Annotated in this window: 13 protein-coding genes; 5 read left to right on the forward strand and 8 right to left on the reverse strand. The window is 70.1% G+C overall.

Translation table 11 applies throughout. From position 1 onward, the window contains the following. The first annotated feature begins 359 nt into the window (after window positions 1-359). Window positions 360-1,994 carry a transcription termination factor Rho gene (gene rho, locus OWM54_RS31700; protein WP_267699891.1) on the forward strand — a complete coding sequence of 545 codons (1,635 nt, stop codon included), beginning with the start codon at window positions 360-362 and terminating at the stop codon, window positions 1,992-1,994. A 27-nt stretch (window positions 1,995-2,021) separates the two neighbouring features. Next, a complete protein-coding gene (locus tag OWM54_RS31705) occupies window positions 2,022-2,333 on the forward strand; it encodes a hypothetical protein (RefSeq protein ID WP_046715533.1) in 312 nt (103 codons plus the stop codon). Between the two features lie 15 nt (window positions 2,334-2,348). On the opposite strand, the gene OWM54_RS31710 is transcribed toward OWM54_RS31705, so the two are convergent. From OWM54_RS31710 to OWM54_RS31730, 5 genes are all read right to left on the reverse strand, one after another. Next, window positions 2,349-3,593 carry an AI-2E family transporter gene (locus OWM54_RS31710; protein WP_223748248.1) on the reverse strand — a complete coding sequence of 415 codons (1,245 nt, stop codon included), beginning with the start codon at window positions 3,591-3,593 and terminating at the stop codon, window positions 2,349-2,351. A 138-nt stretch (window positions 3,594-3,731) separates the two neighbouring features. Continuing rightward, complete coding sequence (locus tag OWM54_RS31715; RefSeq protein ID WP_046715531.1) at window positions 3,732-4,187, reverse strand: hypothetical protein; 456 nt, start codon at window positions 4,185-4,187, stop codon at window positions 3,732-3,734. 14 nt (window positions 4,188-4,201) lie between these two features. Further along, window positions 4,202-4,993: a lipase family alpha/beta hydrolase gene (locus OWM54_RS31720; RefSeq protein ID WP_223781822.1), complete on the reverse strand. Its 792-nt coding sequence runs from the start codon at window positions 4,991-4,993 to the stop codon at window positions 4,202-4,204. 105 nt (window positions 4,994-5,098) lie between these two features. Then, entirely contained in the window at window positions 5,099-5,584 is a 486-nt protein-coding gene (locus tag OWM54_RS31725) for a hypothetical protein (protein WP_267699892.1), read from the reverse strand. Window positions 5,585-5,604: 20 nt separating this feature from the next. Then, window positions 5,605-6,342, reverse strand: coding sequence for a glutamine amidotransferase (locus OWM54_RS31730; protein ID WP_223782055.1), 738 nt, complete (start codon window positions 6,340-6,342; stop codon window positions 5,605-5,607). A 106-nt stretch (window positions 6,343-6,448) separates the two neighbouring features. Between OWM54_RS31730 and OWM54_RS31735 the strand changes: the two genes are divergently transcribed. The 3 genes from OWM54_RS31735 to OWM54_RS31745 are packed head-to-tail and all read left to right on the forward strand — an operon-like array spanning window position 6,449 to window position 10,645. Next, a complete protein-coding gene (locus tag OWM54_RS31735) occupies window positions 6,449-7,939 on the forward strand; it encodes an aldehyde dehydrogenase family protein (RefSeq protein ID WP_267699893.1) in 1,491 nt (496 codons plus the stop codon). Window positions 7,940-7,970: 31 nt separating this feature from the next. Beyond that, window positions 7,971-9,437: a glutamine synthetase family protein gene (locus tag OWM54_RS31740; protein WP_223748253.1), complete on the forward strand. Its 1,467-nt coding sequence runs from the start codon at window positions 7,971-7,973 to the stop codon at window positions 9,435-9,437. Between the two features lie 23 nt (window positions 9,438-9,460). Next, window positions 9,461-10,645, forward strand: coding sequence for an iron-containing alcohol dehydrogenase (locus tag OWM54_RS31745; RefSeq protein ID WP_141325637.1), 1,185 nt, complete (start codon window positions 9,461-9,463; stop codon window positions 10,643-10,645). Window positions 10,646-10,821: 176 nt separating this feature from the next. On the opposite strand, the gene OWM54_RS31750 is transcribed toward OWM54_RS31745, so the two are convergent. The 3 genes from OWM54_RS31750 to OWM54_RS31760 all read right to left on the reverse strand — a co-directional run bounded on the left by OWM54_RS31750 (window position 10,822) and on the right by OWM54_RS31760 (window position 13,404). Then, complete coding sequence (locus tag OWM54_RS31750) at window positions 10,822-11,418, reverse strand: hypothetical protein (protein WP_223748254.1); 597 nt, start codon at window positions 11,416-11,418, stop codon at window positions 10,822-10,824. Window positions 11,419-11,611: 193 nt separating this feature from the next. Continuing rightward, a complete protein-coding gene (locus OWM54_RS31755; protein ID WP_267699894.1) occupies window positions 11,612-12,892 on the reverse strand; it encodes an Nramp family divalent metal transporter in 1,281 nt (426 codons plus the stop codon). A 17-nt stretch (window positions 12,893-12,909) separates the two neighbouring features. Beyond that, a complete protein-coding gene (locus OWM54_RS31760) occupies window positions 12,910-13,404 on the reverse strand; it encodes a hypothetical protein (RefSeq protein WP_223748256.1) in 495 nt (164 codons plus the stop codon). Window positions 13,405-13,408: the final 4 nt, after the last annotated feature.

The following is a 13,408-nucleotide window of genomic DNA, read 5'->3' on the forward strand; positions in this document are numbered from 1 at the left end:
GCGAAGAGACTCGTCGGGTCCTGGCGTGGGGAGCCACGACGCCCCGTGGCGGGTGGGAAATGTCCGCCGCCGGGCTCATGTTGCTCATCAGGAAGAGTCCGGAGGGTGGCCCTCAAGATGCCTTGACAGGCCTGGAGGGGGTCAATAACGTCCCTCGGCGGTTCACTGGCGCAGGAATTTCGACGGCGCCATCTCTTCCCCAAAACCAATCGGCCCGCGCCCGCGCAGTCCCCTCCAGGGATTCCGGTAAGGGTCGCTCCTCACTGGAGAAGGTGCTTCCGAGGCCGAGCGGACATCTCCCCCGGCAATCGAGCGTCCGAGTCCTCGGGCACCCCACACCTCCCCAAGCGTTCCCAGCCATGCGCAAAGCCCGTACTTCGAGAGAGAAGGCCGCCGACGTCGCTGTTCCAGTCGAGGCCGACGACAAGCCCCGTCGCAAGCGCGCGGCGGCGAAGACCGCCGACAGGGAGGAAGCCGAGAAGCCGTCCCGTTCGCGCCGCGCCCCTCGCCGTGACGAGGACACGGGCACCGAGGCGGAGAGCGACGCCGCCGAGGCGAGCGCCGAGCCGCCCCGCCCGGTACTGACGCCGATCTCCCGTCCGGTCCGCGACGACGACCTCCAGGAGGCGCGCATCTCCGGTGAGGACGAGTCTCCCGCGGCCACGCTGCCGCCGCCGCCGGAGGCCCCCGAGGCCCCGACCATCACGGAGGTCAGCCGCGACGGCGCTCCCATGCAGGTCATCAAGCTCAATGACCTGAAGCGGATGAAGATCACGGACCTGTCCCGGATGGCCCACGACGTGGGCATCGAGAACTACCAGGGGCTGAAGAAGCAGGACCTCATCTTCGCGCTCCTGGGTGGCATCGCGGACAAGCGCTTCGAGGTCCACGCCGAGGGCGTGATGGAGCTGCTCAGCGACGGCTTCGGCTTCCTGCGCAGCGCGGACAGCGACTACCAGCCCAGCCCGGACGACATCTACGTGTCCCCGTCGCAGGTGCGCCGCTTCAACCTGCGGCCCGGCGACACGGTGACGGGCCCCATCCGCCAGCCCCGCGAGGGCGAGCGCTTCTTCGCGCTCCAGAAGGTGGACAAGGTCAACTTCACGGACCCGATGTCGGACGCGGCGCGCGAGCGCATCCTGTTCGACAACCTCACGCCGCTGTATCCGACGCGCAAGCTCAAGCTGGAGCACGAGTCGTCGGAGATGACCACGCGCATCATCGACATGTTCTGCCCCATCGGCCTGGGCCAGCGCTGCCTCATCGTGGCGCCCCCCAAGGCCGGCAAGACGGTGCTGCTGCAGAACATCGCGCACGCCATCAGCCGCAACCACCCGGACGTCTACCTCATCGTGCTGCTCGTGGACGAGCGCCCCGAGGAAGTCACGGACATGGAGCGCAGCGTGCGCGGCGAGGTGGTCTCCTCCACCTTCGACGAGCCCGCCACGCGCCACGTGCAGGTGGCGGAGATGGTCATCGACAAGGCCAAGCGCTTGGTCGAGCAGAAGTACGACGTCTGCATCCTGCTGGATTCGATCACGCGGCTCGCGCGCGCCTACAACACGGTGGTGCCCGCGTCCGGCAAGATTCTGTCCGGCGGCGTGGACGCCAACGCGCTGCACAAGCCCAAGCGCTTCTTCGGCGCCGCGCGCAACATCGAGGAGGGCGGCTCGCTGACCATCATCGGCACCGCGCTCATCGACACCGGCAGCCGCATGGACGAGGTCATCTTCGAGGAGTTCAAGGGCACGGGTAACTCCGAAATCGTTCTGGACCGCAAGCTGATGGAGAAGCGCATCTTCCCCACGCTGGACATCAACAAGTCCGGCACGCGCAAGGAGGAGCTGCTGCTGGGGCCCGGAGACCTGGTCCGCATCACCGCGCTGCGCCAGGTGCTGCACCCGTTCACCCCCATCGACGCGATGGAGTTCGTGCTCAAGCACATGCGCCCGACGGCGACGAACGCCGACTTCCTCGGCTCGATGAACCGCTAGAGGTAGCCATTGGCCCGGGGAGGACCCATGTTGGGTCCCATGCTCGTCCGCCTGCTTCCCCTCCTCGTGGGGGTGACTCTCGGAACCGTGGGATGCGATGTGGACCCCCTGGGGCCACTGCTGGACCCGCCGCCGGTGCTGTCCAGCCGCACCTGTTACACAGACGACGATTGCGTCGCGGACGCGTGCTGCGGGCTGGGAACGGCCGTCACGCACGCGGACGAGGGGCCCAACTGCCGCGGCGTGAGCTGCACCAGCGGCTGCCCCGAGGGCTCCATCGACTGCGGGCGCTGCATGCCCATCTGCCGCGGAGACCGCTGCGCCGCCGCCTGTCAGTGAGGCCGTGCCTCTCCCTCAGGCCGCGGGCGTCTGCTGCCCCGGGGTGGCGACGGCCGGCTGCGGCTCGGCGCCCGGCAGCGTCACCACAGCCTGGGGCTGCGCCTTGAGGCGCGCGTAGTCGAAGCACGCCACGAGGATGGCGGTGATGGGCACCGCGAAGAGCGCGCCGATGAGGCCGAAGAGCCGCTCGCCCGCGATGAGCGAGAAGGCCACGATGACCGGGTGGATGCGCGCGGCCTGGCCCATGATTTTCGGGTTGAGGAAGTACGCCTCCACTGCGTGGATGCCGATGATCCACAAGAGGATGGCCACGCCCTTCTGGAAGCCGTCCGCCAGCGCGATGAGGACGATGGGCACCGAGCTCAGGATGGTGCCGAAGATGGGGATGAGGCTGAAGAACGTGGCGATGGTCGCCAGCAGGAACGCGAACTTCACGCCGAAGAGCAGGAGCCCCACGAAGGTCAGCGCGCCGTTGACGACGCAGATGGTGACCTGGCCGCGCACCACGCCGGACAGCGAGCGGTCCAGGCGCTCGGCGAGCTGCCGCGCGTCCTGCGCGTACTCGGGAGGCACCAGCGTGCCGCAGTAGCGGCGGATGGCCTGCCCGTCGATGGAGAAGAAGGCCGCCACCATCAGGATGAAGAACAGCATGAAGACGCCCGCGGCCACGCTGGCGACGATGCGGCGCGACACGTTGACGATGTCGCCCAGGTTCTCCTGAACCAGGGACGCCACGCGCTTCACCGCGTCCCCCATGAGCTGCTCCAAATCCAACGCCAGGCTGAACTGCCCCGCGCCGGCCGCGTCCGCGCCCTCCAGCGCGCGGTTGGACAGCGCCACGGGGATGCCCTGGGCACTCAGCCACGTCTCCGCGCGCTGCGCGAGCACCTGCACCTGCTCGGGCGTCAGTGTGTTGGCCAGCGCCATGAGGTCGCGGCTCACGCGCGCCATCTCCCGGTACAGCTGGGGCACCAGCGCGACGAAGAACAGGTACACGCCGACGAAGAAGCCCGCGTAGATGAGCAGGATGGCCACCCAGTGCGGCACCTGCCGCCCGGCCACCTTCACCCGCGTGATTCGCGACACCAGCGGCTGCACCAGATAGGCGATGAGCGCCGCGCCCGCGAAGGGCATCACCACCGAGCGGAACGTCACCAGGACCAGGGCCACCACGAGCCACAGGGCCCCCAGCACCCACAGGCGATGGCGACGGTCGACGATGGGCGTCGGAGGCGGAGAGTCCACGGGCTGCGGCGACATGTCTCGGGCTTATGGCACCGCCCGCGCGCTGACAAGGCCCGCTCGCCCACGTTCTCGTTCGTGCCCCAAGCAGGGGCTCGCCCGGGTGCCGGGGTGACGGAAAGTTTCCCCCATCCCCGGTCCAACCGGCGGGGCTGCTCAGGCGGAGGGCTGCTGGAGGCGGAGCTTCCGCTCCAGCCGGTCCAGGCACTCGTGCATGTGCTTGCGCTTCACCCGCCCCTCGGTGGCCTCGCCCAGCCCGTGCATCTGCTCCGTCAGCCAGCGCGACAGGAACAGCAGGGCCAGCCTGTCGTCGGGGCCCAGGCCGCGCTCCAGGTAGCGCTGGTGGCGCATGTAGTCGTCATACGCGTCCGTCTCGTGGGACAGCTCCCAGCGCGTCAGCCGCAGGGCCTCCGTGTAGACGGCGGGGGAGGGGCGGGGACGGGGCTCGGTGAACAGGGGCGCGAAGTGGCCTCCGGTGTCCAGGTCCACCTCCTGCACCGGCGGCGGCCAGCGCTGCAGGTCCTGCGCGAGCAGCTTCGCCACCTCCTCCACCAGGTGCTCCAGGAGGGTGACGGGCTTCAGGTCGAAGAGATGGTCCCACCGCGAGGGCATGTCCCCTCTCTACCTCAAGAGGCGGAGGGCGGCAGCGCGCGCAGCGCCGGGGCGTGCTCGCCATACCCCGCGGCCAGCTCGCGCCGGATGACCTGGTAGACGGACTTGCGCGTGAGCAGCTCCCCATGGCCCGCGTCGGGCAGCTCGTGGTTGAAGACATTGGGCTGCCCGTCGACCTTCAGACGCGCGGAGGTCCACGGCGTCACCTCGTCCGTGCGTGAGTAGAGCGACGTCACCCGCACGTTCCGGGGGAACGCGCCGGTGGAGAGCTGGCGCAGGAAGGGGGACACGGGCGTGAGCTGCCACATGCTGCGGCTGAACCAGCCGAGCGTCGCGCATCCCAGGTACGCCAGGGGGCACCCCTGGTGCGGCGTGCCCAGCGTCACGAGGTTCTGCACCCGTTGGTCTCCACCCAGGCGCTTCACGTAGTACGTGCCGATGAGGCCGCCCTTCGAGTGGCCGATGATGCTCAAGGGCCCCATGTGCGGGTAGCGCGCGTACATGCGCTCCACCTTCTCGCGCACCTTCTCGGCCAGCGCGTCGATGCCGTGCGTGTTGAAGCGGTCCAGCGCGCCGCCCAGGTGGATGGACCACACGGCGTAGCCCTCGCGCCGCAGCCGCTGCTCGAGGACCTCGAACACCCGGCGCGTGCTGAAGAAGCCATAGAGCAGCAGCACGGGCCTGGGGCAGTGGGCGAAGTCCGTCCTCCGGACGATGCGGTTGGCGTCCGCGTCCAGGTGGAGCTGGCCGATGAGGCTCTTGAGCCGGCGGCTCCACCGGCGATAGCGCGGCAGGAAACGTTTCATGGCGCACCCGAGCGACGCGCGAGGCGCCGTCCGGGCTCAACCTGTGGATTCCCGCCACCCGATGCAGGCGGTGCGGGGCGCTCGCGAACCGCGAACGCTATCTGCTCAACGTCCCGCGTCCGCGCCTCCCGGGCCCGCGTCGGGAATCCCACCATCCCCCGTCCCCGCGTCCGTGCCACCATCCCCGGGGCCGGTGATGCAGCAGGCGGGCACCTGGTCGAAGTACAGCGCCGACTGCGAGCAGAAGACCCGGATGTCCCGGCGGTGCGCGCCGCAGCCGGTGACGAAGCGCCCGTCCTCGCACACCGGCTCGGGCGCCGTCGCCGGGTCACACGCCGTCAGGCTCAGCGCGCACACGGCCCGTGAGCGATAGAAGCGCGCGTCGCTCCGGTCTCCGGGGACGACGGTGCACGTGGCGCCCCGGTCGCACTGCTGGAAGACGGGGCCGGTGGAGCAGGGGCCCACGGTGCAGGCCGTCTCACAGTTGAGCGCCTCCCCCTCGTCACAGCGGGGCGCCTGGTCGCACGGGTTCCCATCCGAGCAGGAGGTGACGAGGAGGGCGAGCAGGAAGGACAGGAGGATGCGCGGCAAGGGAGGCCTCGGGAAGCGGGTCAGGTGAAGCGCTCCAGGAAGTTCATCAGGATTCGGCGCCCGAAGGGAGTGGGAGCAAGGCCCGCCAGCAGCCTCGGCACCTCCTCGCCGGGCACGCGCCCTCGCGCCAGCGCCTCCTTCTCCAGCCCGTCGCGCCGGGCGTCGATGACGGCGCGCAGCGCCTCGGGGCTCGCCTCCGGGTGGAACTGCACGCCCCGGACCTTGGGGCGGAAGGCGAGCGCCTGCGTGGCCGTGTTGTCGTTGCCCGCGAGCACCCGCGCGCCCTCGGGCATGCACGTGACGATGTCCTCGTGCGTGGCCTGGGTGGCGAAGAGCTCCGGCACGCCGTCGAACAGCGCGTCCCGGCGTCCCTCCTCGGTGAGGCGCACCTGCACGGTGCCCGTCTCCCGGCCGCGCGGATTGCGCGCCACCTGTCCGCCGTACGCATGCGCGAGCAGCTGGTGACCGAAGCACACGCCGAGCACCGGCGTGCCCGCCTCGGCGGCGCTCAGCATGAAGTCCGCGGCGCGCTCCATCCAGGGCTCCAGCTTCGTCACCGACAGCGGTGAGCCCGTCATCATCACCGCGTCATACGCGCGCGCGTCGCGGGGAAGCGGCGCGTCGCGGTGCACGGGGAGGATGTCGAAGCGATGACCCTCCAGTCCAATGGTGCGCAGGAACCACTGCTCGTAATCACCCACACTGAGGCGCACGGACACGGCCGCCTCGCCGGCTTTCAGCAACAAGACGTTCTTCACCGCCGCAGGTTGCCGCGTCTGGACGTCATTCCTACCCTGTCGTGCCACCTGTGTTCGCTCCTGGCCAATCCGTCTGGAACGCCCCCGTGCGCCCCGAGGAATCCCCATGATTGATGCACGCTCCCTCTCCCCACGGCTTCCCGTCCTGCAGCTGCTCATCGACGGACAGGGTGTGGACCCCATCGAAGGGGGCACCTTCCCGGTGGTGAACCCCGCCACGGGTGAGAAGGTGTGCGACGTGCCGAGCGCCACCGCGGCGGACGTGGACCGCGCGGTGAAGGCCGCCCGGCGCGCGTTCGAGTCCGGCCCGTGGAGCAAGATGTCCGCCCGTGAGCGCGGCAAGCTCATCCGAAAGCTCTCCGACCTGCTCTGGCAGCGGCGCGAGGAGTTCGCGCTCGTCGAGTCGCTCAACAACGGCAAGACGTTCCGCGACGCCATCCGTGGGGACGTGGCGCCGGGCGCCGGCACGCTCGCGTACTTCGCGGACTGGGCGGACAAGGTGCATGGCGAGGTGCTGCCGGTCGACGGGCCCTTCCACACCTACGTGCTCAAGGAGCCGGTGGGCGTGGCGGGCCTGATTGTCCCCTGGAACTATCCCACGTGCATCCTGTGCTGGAAGCTGGGCCCCGCGCTCGCCGCCGGCTGCACCGTGGTGGTGAAGCCCTCCGAGATGACGCCGCTCACGGCGATGAAGCTGGGCGCGCTCGCGCTGGAGGCGGGCTTCCCGCCCGGCGTGCTCAACGTGGTGCCCGGCTACGGAGACCCCGCGGGCGAGGCGCTCGCGCGCCACCCGGACGTGGACAAGATTTCGTTCACCGGCTCGGGGCGCACCGCGCGCCGGCTGATGCAGGCGTCGGCGGGCAGCAACCTGAAGAAGCTGACGCTGGAGTTGGGCGGCAAGAGCCCCCAGGTCGTCTTCGCCGACGCCGACATGGACCGCGCGGTGGAGGCGTGCTTCTGGGGCATCTTCGGCAACAAGGGTGAGACGTGCAACGCGGGCAGCCGCGTGCTGGTGCAGGACAGCGTCTACGACGAGTTCGTGGGCCGGCTCGCCGAGCGCGCGAAGAAGCTGCGCGTGGGTGACCCGCTGGACCCGTCCACGGAGATGGGCGCGCAGGTGAGCCAGAAGCAGCTCGACACCATCCTGGGCTACGTGGAGAGCGGGCGTCAGCAGGGCGCGCGGCTGCTCGCGGGCGGCGAGCGCGACACGGAGAGCGCCAAGGCGAAGGGCTGCTTCATGAAGCCCACCGTCTTCGGCGACGTGAAGCCGGACATGAAGATCGCCCAGGAGGAGATCTTCGGCCCGGTGCTCGCGTGCATGCGCTACAAGGACGACGCGCAGGCGCTGGAGCTGGCCAACGGCACGCTCTACGGGCTGGCCGCGTCGCTGTGGACGCGCGACGTGGCGAAGGCACACGCGCTGGCTCGCAAGGTGAAGAGCGGCGTGGTGTGGATCAACTGCTTCAACGAGTTCGACGATGCCGCGCCGTTCGGCGGCTACAAGGAGTCCGGCTGGGGCCGTGACTTGTCGCACCACGCGCTGGAGGGCTACCTCCAGACGAAGGCGGTGTGGACGAAGCTGCCCACGGACACCTGAGCATTCCCTCACCCCACGAAGGAAGGTCCCGATGCCGACCCGTTCCAAGGCGAAGGTACTCACGCACCCGGCCGTGGCTCGCAGGGCTCGCGCGAAGGAGCGCGGGGGGCCGGTGCGCGGCGCCGCCGTGCCCCGGGACTCGGGTGGCGCGGACTCGATGCGGCGCTGGCTGGACGAGCGCGGCGCGAAGAAGGTGAAGGTCGGCGCCGTCGACATCGATGGCGTCTGGCGCGGCAAGTACATCTCCGTGGACAAGTTCCTCAGCGCCGCCAAGAGCGGGCTGGGCTTCTGTGACGTCGTCTTCGGCTGGGACTTGAGCGACGAACTGCTCGACAACACGCAGGTGACGGGCTGGCACACCGGCTACCCGGACGCGCACGCCACGGTGGACCTGTCCACGGGGCGGATGATTCCGTGGGAGCCGGACACCGCGGCGTTCCTGCTGGACTTCGTCAACCCGGACGGCACCCCGTTCGAGGCGAGCCCGCGGCAGCTGCTGCAGAAGGTCGCGGCGCGCGCGCGGGAGCAGGGCTACCTGCCGCGCTTCGGCGCCGAGTACGAGTTCTTCATCTTCAAGGAGCAGCCGCACACGCTCCGGGAGAAGGGCTTCCAGGAGCTGACGCCGCTGACGCCGGGCATGTTCGGCTACTCGTGGCTGCGCACGTCGCTCAACGCGCCGCTGGTGCACTCGCTCATCGACGGATGCAACGGCTTCGGGCTGGACATCGAGGGCTTCCACACGGAGACGGGCCCCGGCGTGTTCGAGGCGGCCATCCGGTATGACGACGTGGAGCGCTCGGCGGACAAGGCTGCGCTCTTCAAGACGGTGGTGAAGGAGCTGTGCGCGCGCCAGGGCCTGTCCGCGTGCTTCATGGCGAAGGTGAACGCGAAGCTGCCGGGCTGCTCGGGGCACGTGCACCAGTCGCTGTGGGACCCGAAGGGTGAGCGCAACCTCTTCCATGAAGAGGGCGCGCCGCACGGGATGAGCCGGCTGATGCGGCACTACATCGGCGGGCAGATTGCCCTGATGCCGGAGCTGACGGCGCTCTACTGGCCCACCATCAACAGCTACAAGCGCAGCGTGGAGAACACCTGGGCGCCCACCACCGCGGCGTGGGGCCTGGAGAACCGCACCTGCGCGGTGCGCGTCATCGGCGAGAGCGCCAAGGCGATGCGCATCGAGTACCGCCAGCTGGGCGCGGACATGAACGCGTACATCGGCATGGCGGTGAGCCTGGCCGCGGGCCTGTGGGGCATCGAGAACGAAATCGAGCCGCCACCCGCGTGCAACGCCAACGCGTACGCGTCCCACGAGGCCGCGCCCCTGCCGCGCAACCTCAAGGACGCGGTGACGCTGCTGAAGCAGAGCGAGCGCGCCCGGGAGCTGCTGGGCGAGGGCTTCGTGGACCACTTCGTGCGCACGCGCGAATGGGAGGTGCGCCAGTACGAGCGCGCCGTCACCAACTGGGAGCTGGAGCGCTACCTGGAGCTCATCTGATGAGCCCGAGGGAGGAACCCGAGATGAAGCCGTTCGACATCCCCACCGAGCCCCGTGTCACCGAGATGGCGTGGCCCACCCGCATCGTGCTCGGCGCGGGGGCCCTCCAGCGGCTGCCCGCCCAGGCGCAGCGGCTGAAGATGAAGCGCCCGCTGCTGGTGACGGACGCGGGCGTGGTGAAGGCGGGCCTGGTCTCCCGCGTGCTGGAGGTGCTCAAGACGGCGGGCCTGCCGTGCGCGGTCTTCGACAAGGTGGAGCCCAACCCCACGGAGAAGGACGTCTTCGCGGGCCTGGAGGTCTACCGGAAGAACGACTGCGACGGGCTCATCGCCCTGGGCGGAGGCAGCGCGCTGGACGCGGGCAAGCTGGTGCAGCTGCTCACCACGCACGAGCCGCCGCTCAGCCGCTACGACGACGCCAAGGGCGGCGACCAGTACGTGAAGGACGACCTGCCGCCGCTCATCGCCATTCCCACCACCGCGGGCACGGGCTCGGAGGTGGGGCGCTCGGGCGTGGTGACGCTGGAGGACACGGGGCGCAAGACGGTCATCTTCAGTCCGCACCTGCTGCCGGGCGCCGCCATCGTGGACCCGGAGCTGACGCTGGGGCTGCCTCCAGGGGTCACCGCGGCCACGGGCATGGACGCCTTCACGCACTGCCTGGAGGCGTACCTGTCGCAGGGCTTCCATCCGCTGGCGGACGCGGTGGCCATCGACGGCATCCACCGCGTGAGCCGCTCGCTGGTGACGGCGGTGCGCGAGGGGACGAACCTGGCGGCGCGCACGGACATGATGGTGGCCGCGATGCAGGGGGCCATGGCCTTCCAGAAGGGCCTGGGCGCGTGTCACGCGCTGGCGCATGCGCTGACGCCCATCTCCGGCGTGCACCATGGCCTGGCCAACGCGGTGGTGCTGCCGGTGGTGATGGAGTTCAACCGCGCGGCGAGCACGGCCAGGCTGGCCCGCGTGGCGGTGGCGATGGGCGATACGTCCAACGCGCGCGAGGAGGTGCTCGCGAGCAACGCCATCGAGCAGGTGCGCAAGCTCAACGCGGCCATCGGCATCCCCGCGCGGCTGCGGGACGTGGGCGTGCGCGAGGAGGACTTGCCGCTCATCGCGCAGAAGGGCTTCCTGGACGCCTCGCACCTGAGCAATCCGCGCAAGGTGACGGAGGCCGACCTGTTGGCCATGGCCCGCGAGGCCTGGTGATTCAGGGGAGGTGACTCGGGGATGCCTGCGTCCTCCTCGGGTGATGTGCCCAGGCGCCCGTGTGGCTCGACGTGAGCGATACGCGCCGAGCCGTGCGTCCGGCTCGCGTGGTGCTCAGGCGGTGTGACACGCGCGACACGCGTCGAGGAGGTCTCGCGTCCTCCTCGGTGCCGGGCTCAGGTCCCTTCGTCCGCGGCCGCCGGCTGTGCGCCTGCGGTGCCTCCGTCGCCGAGCACCGTGGCGCCCAGGTCCTGGTCCGGCGCGGCGCCGGAGCCCGAGTCCGTCACCTCGCCGTGGGTGCCCACCACCGCGCCGGTGATCTCCGCGGTGCCTTCCTCCGGGACGAAGTCCATCGTCTCCACGAACACGCGTCCCGGCAGCCGCAGGTCCATGGCGCTGATGCGGTCCTGTCCGCGCAGGTCGTAGAGCTGCTGCGCGACGGGGCCCGCGGGGATGCGCTCGTCGGAGAAGAAGATGTAGACCTTGACCTTCCCCTCCTGTGTCGGGACGCGGAAGCTGGTGTTGGCGACGGGCTTGTTCGCGTCGCAGCGGATGGAGCGGTTCTCCCGCGTCAGCGTGAGCTGCCGGATGACGCCCTTCTCCGACACCGTGTAGAGCATGCAGTACGGAAGCTGTCCGGCGGAGGGGATGACCTCCATCGTCGCGGGCCCCGTCTTGCGGACCTGCGCCCGTGTGCCGCGGTCCTCTTTCTTGCCGTTCTGGCAACCCACGCTCATCGCCGCCACTGCCAGCACCATGCTCCAGCGCTTCATGTGTCCCTCCCGGGGCGTGGAAGATCCACCATCCGCGTTCGAAAGCCTACTCCGAGCGTCATGCTCGGGGGATGGGCTGTCGCCCGCCCGCCTGGAGGCCGCGCGACACAAAGACCGTAAGTGCACATCCGTGCGCTTCGACACCGGAGCCCGAACCCTCGTTCATTCCAGTGTCCCGCCGCGCGCACCGCTCTCAGCGGATCCTCAGTTTGCGCAGCGCGTCGACCGCTTCGTCAAACCCTACGATGACGAACAGCACCAGCGTGGCGACGAGCGCGGCGTTGACGAGCCAGCCGTTGCGCAGCGAGCCCACCCAGTCCCGCCGGTTGTTCATCCACAAAAGGGTGGCGGCGAGCAGTGGCATGAACAGCGCCCCCACCACGGCATACGCGAGCTGTGCGCGCTGCAGCGGCGCCCAGAGCATGGGCAGGGGCACGAGCGAGAGCGCCACCAGGTACAGCTTCCACGCGCGCGTCGTCCGCAGATCCACGAGGCCCCGGGCCTCTCTGCGCTGGATGCGCAGGAAGTCCGCGAAGAGGTAGGGGACGCCCTCCCAGACGCCCAGCAGGCTGGAGAACACGGCGCCCCAGAAGCCGGCCAGGAACACCCAGTAGCCCACCGGCCCGATGATGGCCTCCAGCCGCGTCGCGAGCACGGTGGCGACCCGCAGGCCCGTGCCCTCCAACTGGAGCGTCGAGCCGATGATGACCATGGCGGCGCCGAACATCCCCGTGAGCGCGTAGCCCACGGCCAGGTCCGTCTGACAGGTGCGCAGACCGCGCGGGCCCTCGCGCCCCTTCTCCCGAATCCAGTAGCCGTAGGAGAGCATCGTCACCGTGCCGCCCACGCCGCCCAGCAGCCCCAGCACCCAGGGCGCGCCCTGGTCCGGCAGCGAGGGGACGACGAGCCCGCGCGCGGCGGCGGCCCAGTCCGGCTCCGAGGCGAGCGCGGTGAAGAGCACCGCGCCGAACATCAACGCGATGCAGGCGGCCATCAGCTTCTCGAAGAGCCGGAAGCCGCCCAGGCCCACGAGCGCCAGGCCCACCAACGAATGAGTCACGCCCCACAGCCGGCGCGAGGTCTCCGGGTCACTGGCCAGGGGCCACAGCGCGTCGCCCGCCGCGCCGCACGCGGAGATGAGGGCGCCACCGGTGAAGAAGCTCCAGCCGAGCAGGTAGATGAAGAAGACGAAGCGCAGGCCCGCGCCCAGGCGGGCCCAGCCCTCCAGCACGGTGGTCCCGGTGGCGAGCTGCCAGCGGGCCACGCCCTCGTTGAGGAAGCCCTTGAGCACCGAGCCCACGGCGGCGGCCCACAAGATGGACACACCCACCGCGGAGCCTCCGAGGCTGGCGGTGAGCAGGTCTCCAGCGCCGACACCCGTGGCGGCGACGAGGATGCCAGGACCGAAGCGCGCGAACAGCCCGGGCTTGTCACTGGCGAGCGGCTGCGCGGAGGACGGTGCGTTGCTTTCCATGGCGGTGGCGCCGGAGGCTACCACCCCCATTCGAGCGACACGTCCACGTCACCCGTGCAGCCCAGGAGAGGAGGTCGCGGGCCGTCTCCCCCCGAGCCGAGCTGGCGGAGAATCGTCGCCCACGCATCGAGGAAGGCTCGTGGAGCCAACACCTTCTGGAGCGCGAGGGAGTGAGCGAAACCGGGCTCGGCCAGCTTGTCCTGGAGACGCTGTGCCTGCTGGTGGACCTCGTTCGCCGCGCTGGCGAGCCGCTCGACGCTGAGCTGACGAGGGTGGGCCCGGTAGGGCTCCGGCGTCGCATGACAGTCCTCGACGCGCGCGAGCAGCTCACCCAGGCTCGCGAGGGTGCTCTCCGAGAAGGTGAAGCGGAAGTAGGTGTTGGGGGTCGTCGACAGCTCGGTCATCGCCTCGAGCAGCTCCGCCAGCGAGGACCAGCCGAGCCACAGGTACAGCTCCCGCGGCTCATCCACCAGGTTCACGACCCACTTCGGATGGATGTCCCGCGCGTCCATGCCC

Source organism: Myxococcus sp. MISCRS1 (assembly GCF_026626605.1).
In the GTDB taxonomy this organism is placed as follows: domain Bacteria; phylum Myxococcota; class Myxococcia; order Myxococcales; family Myxococcaceae; genus Myxococcus; species Myxococcus fulvus.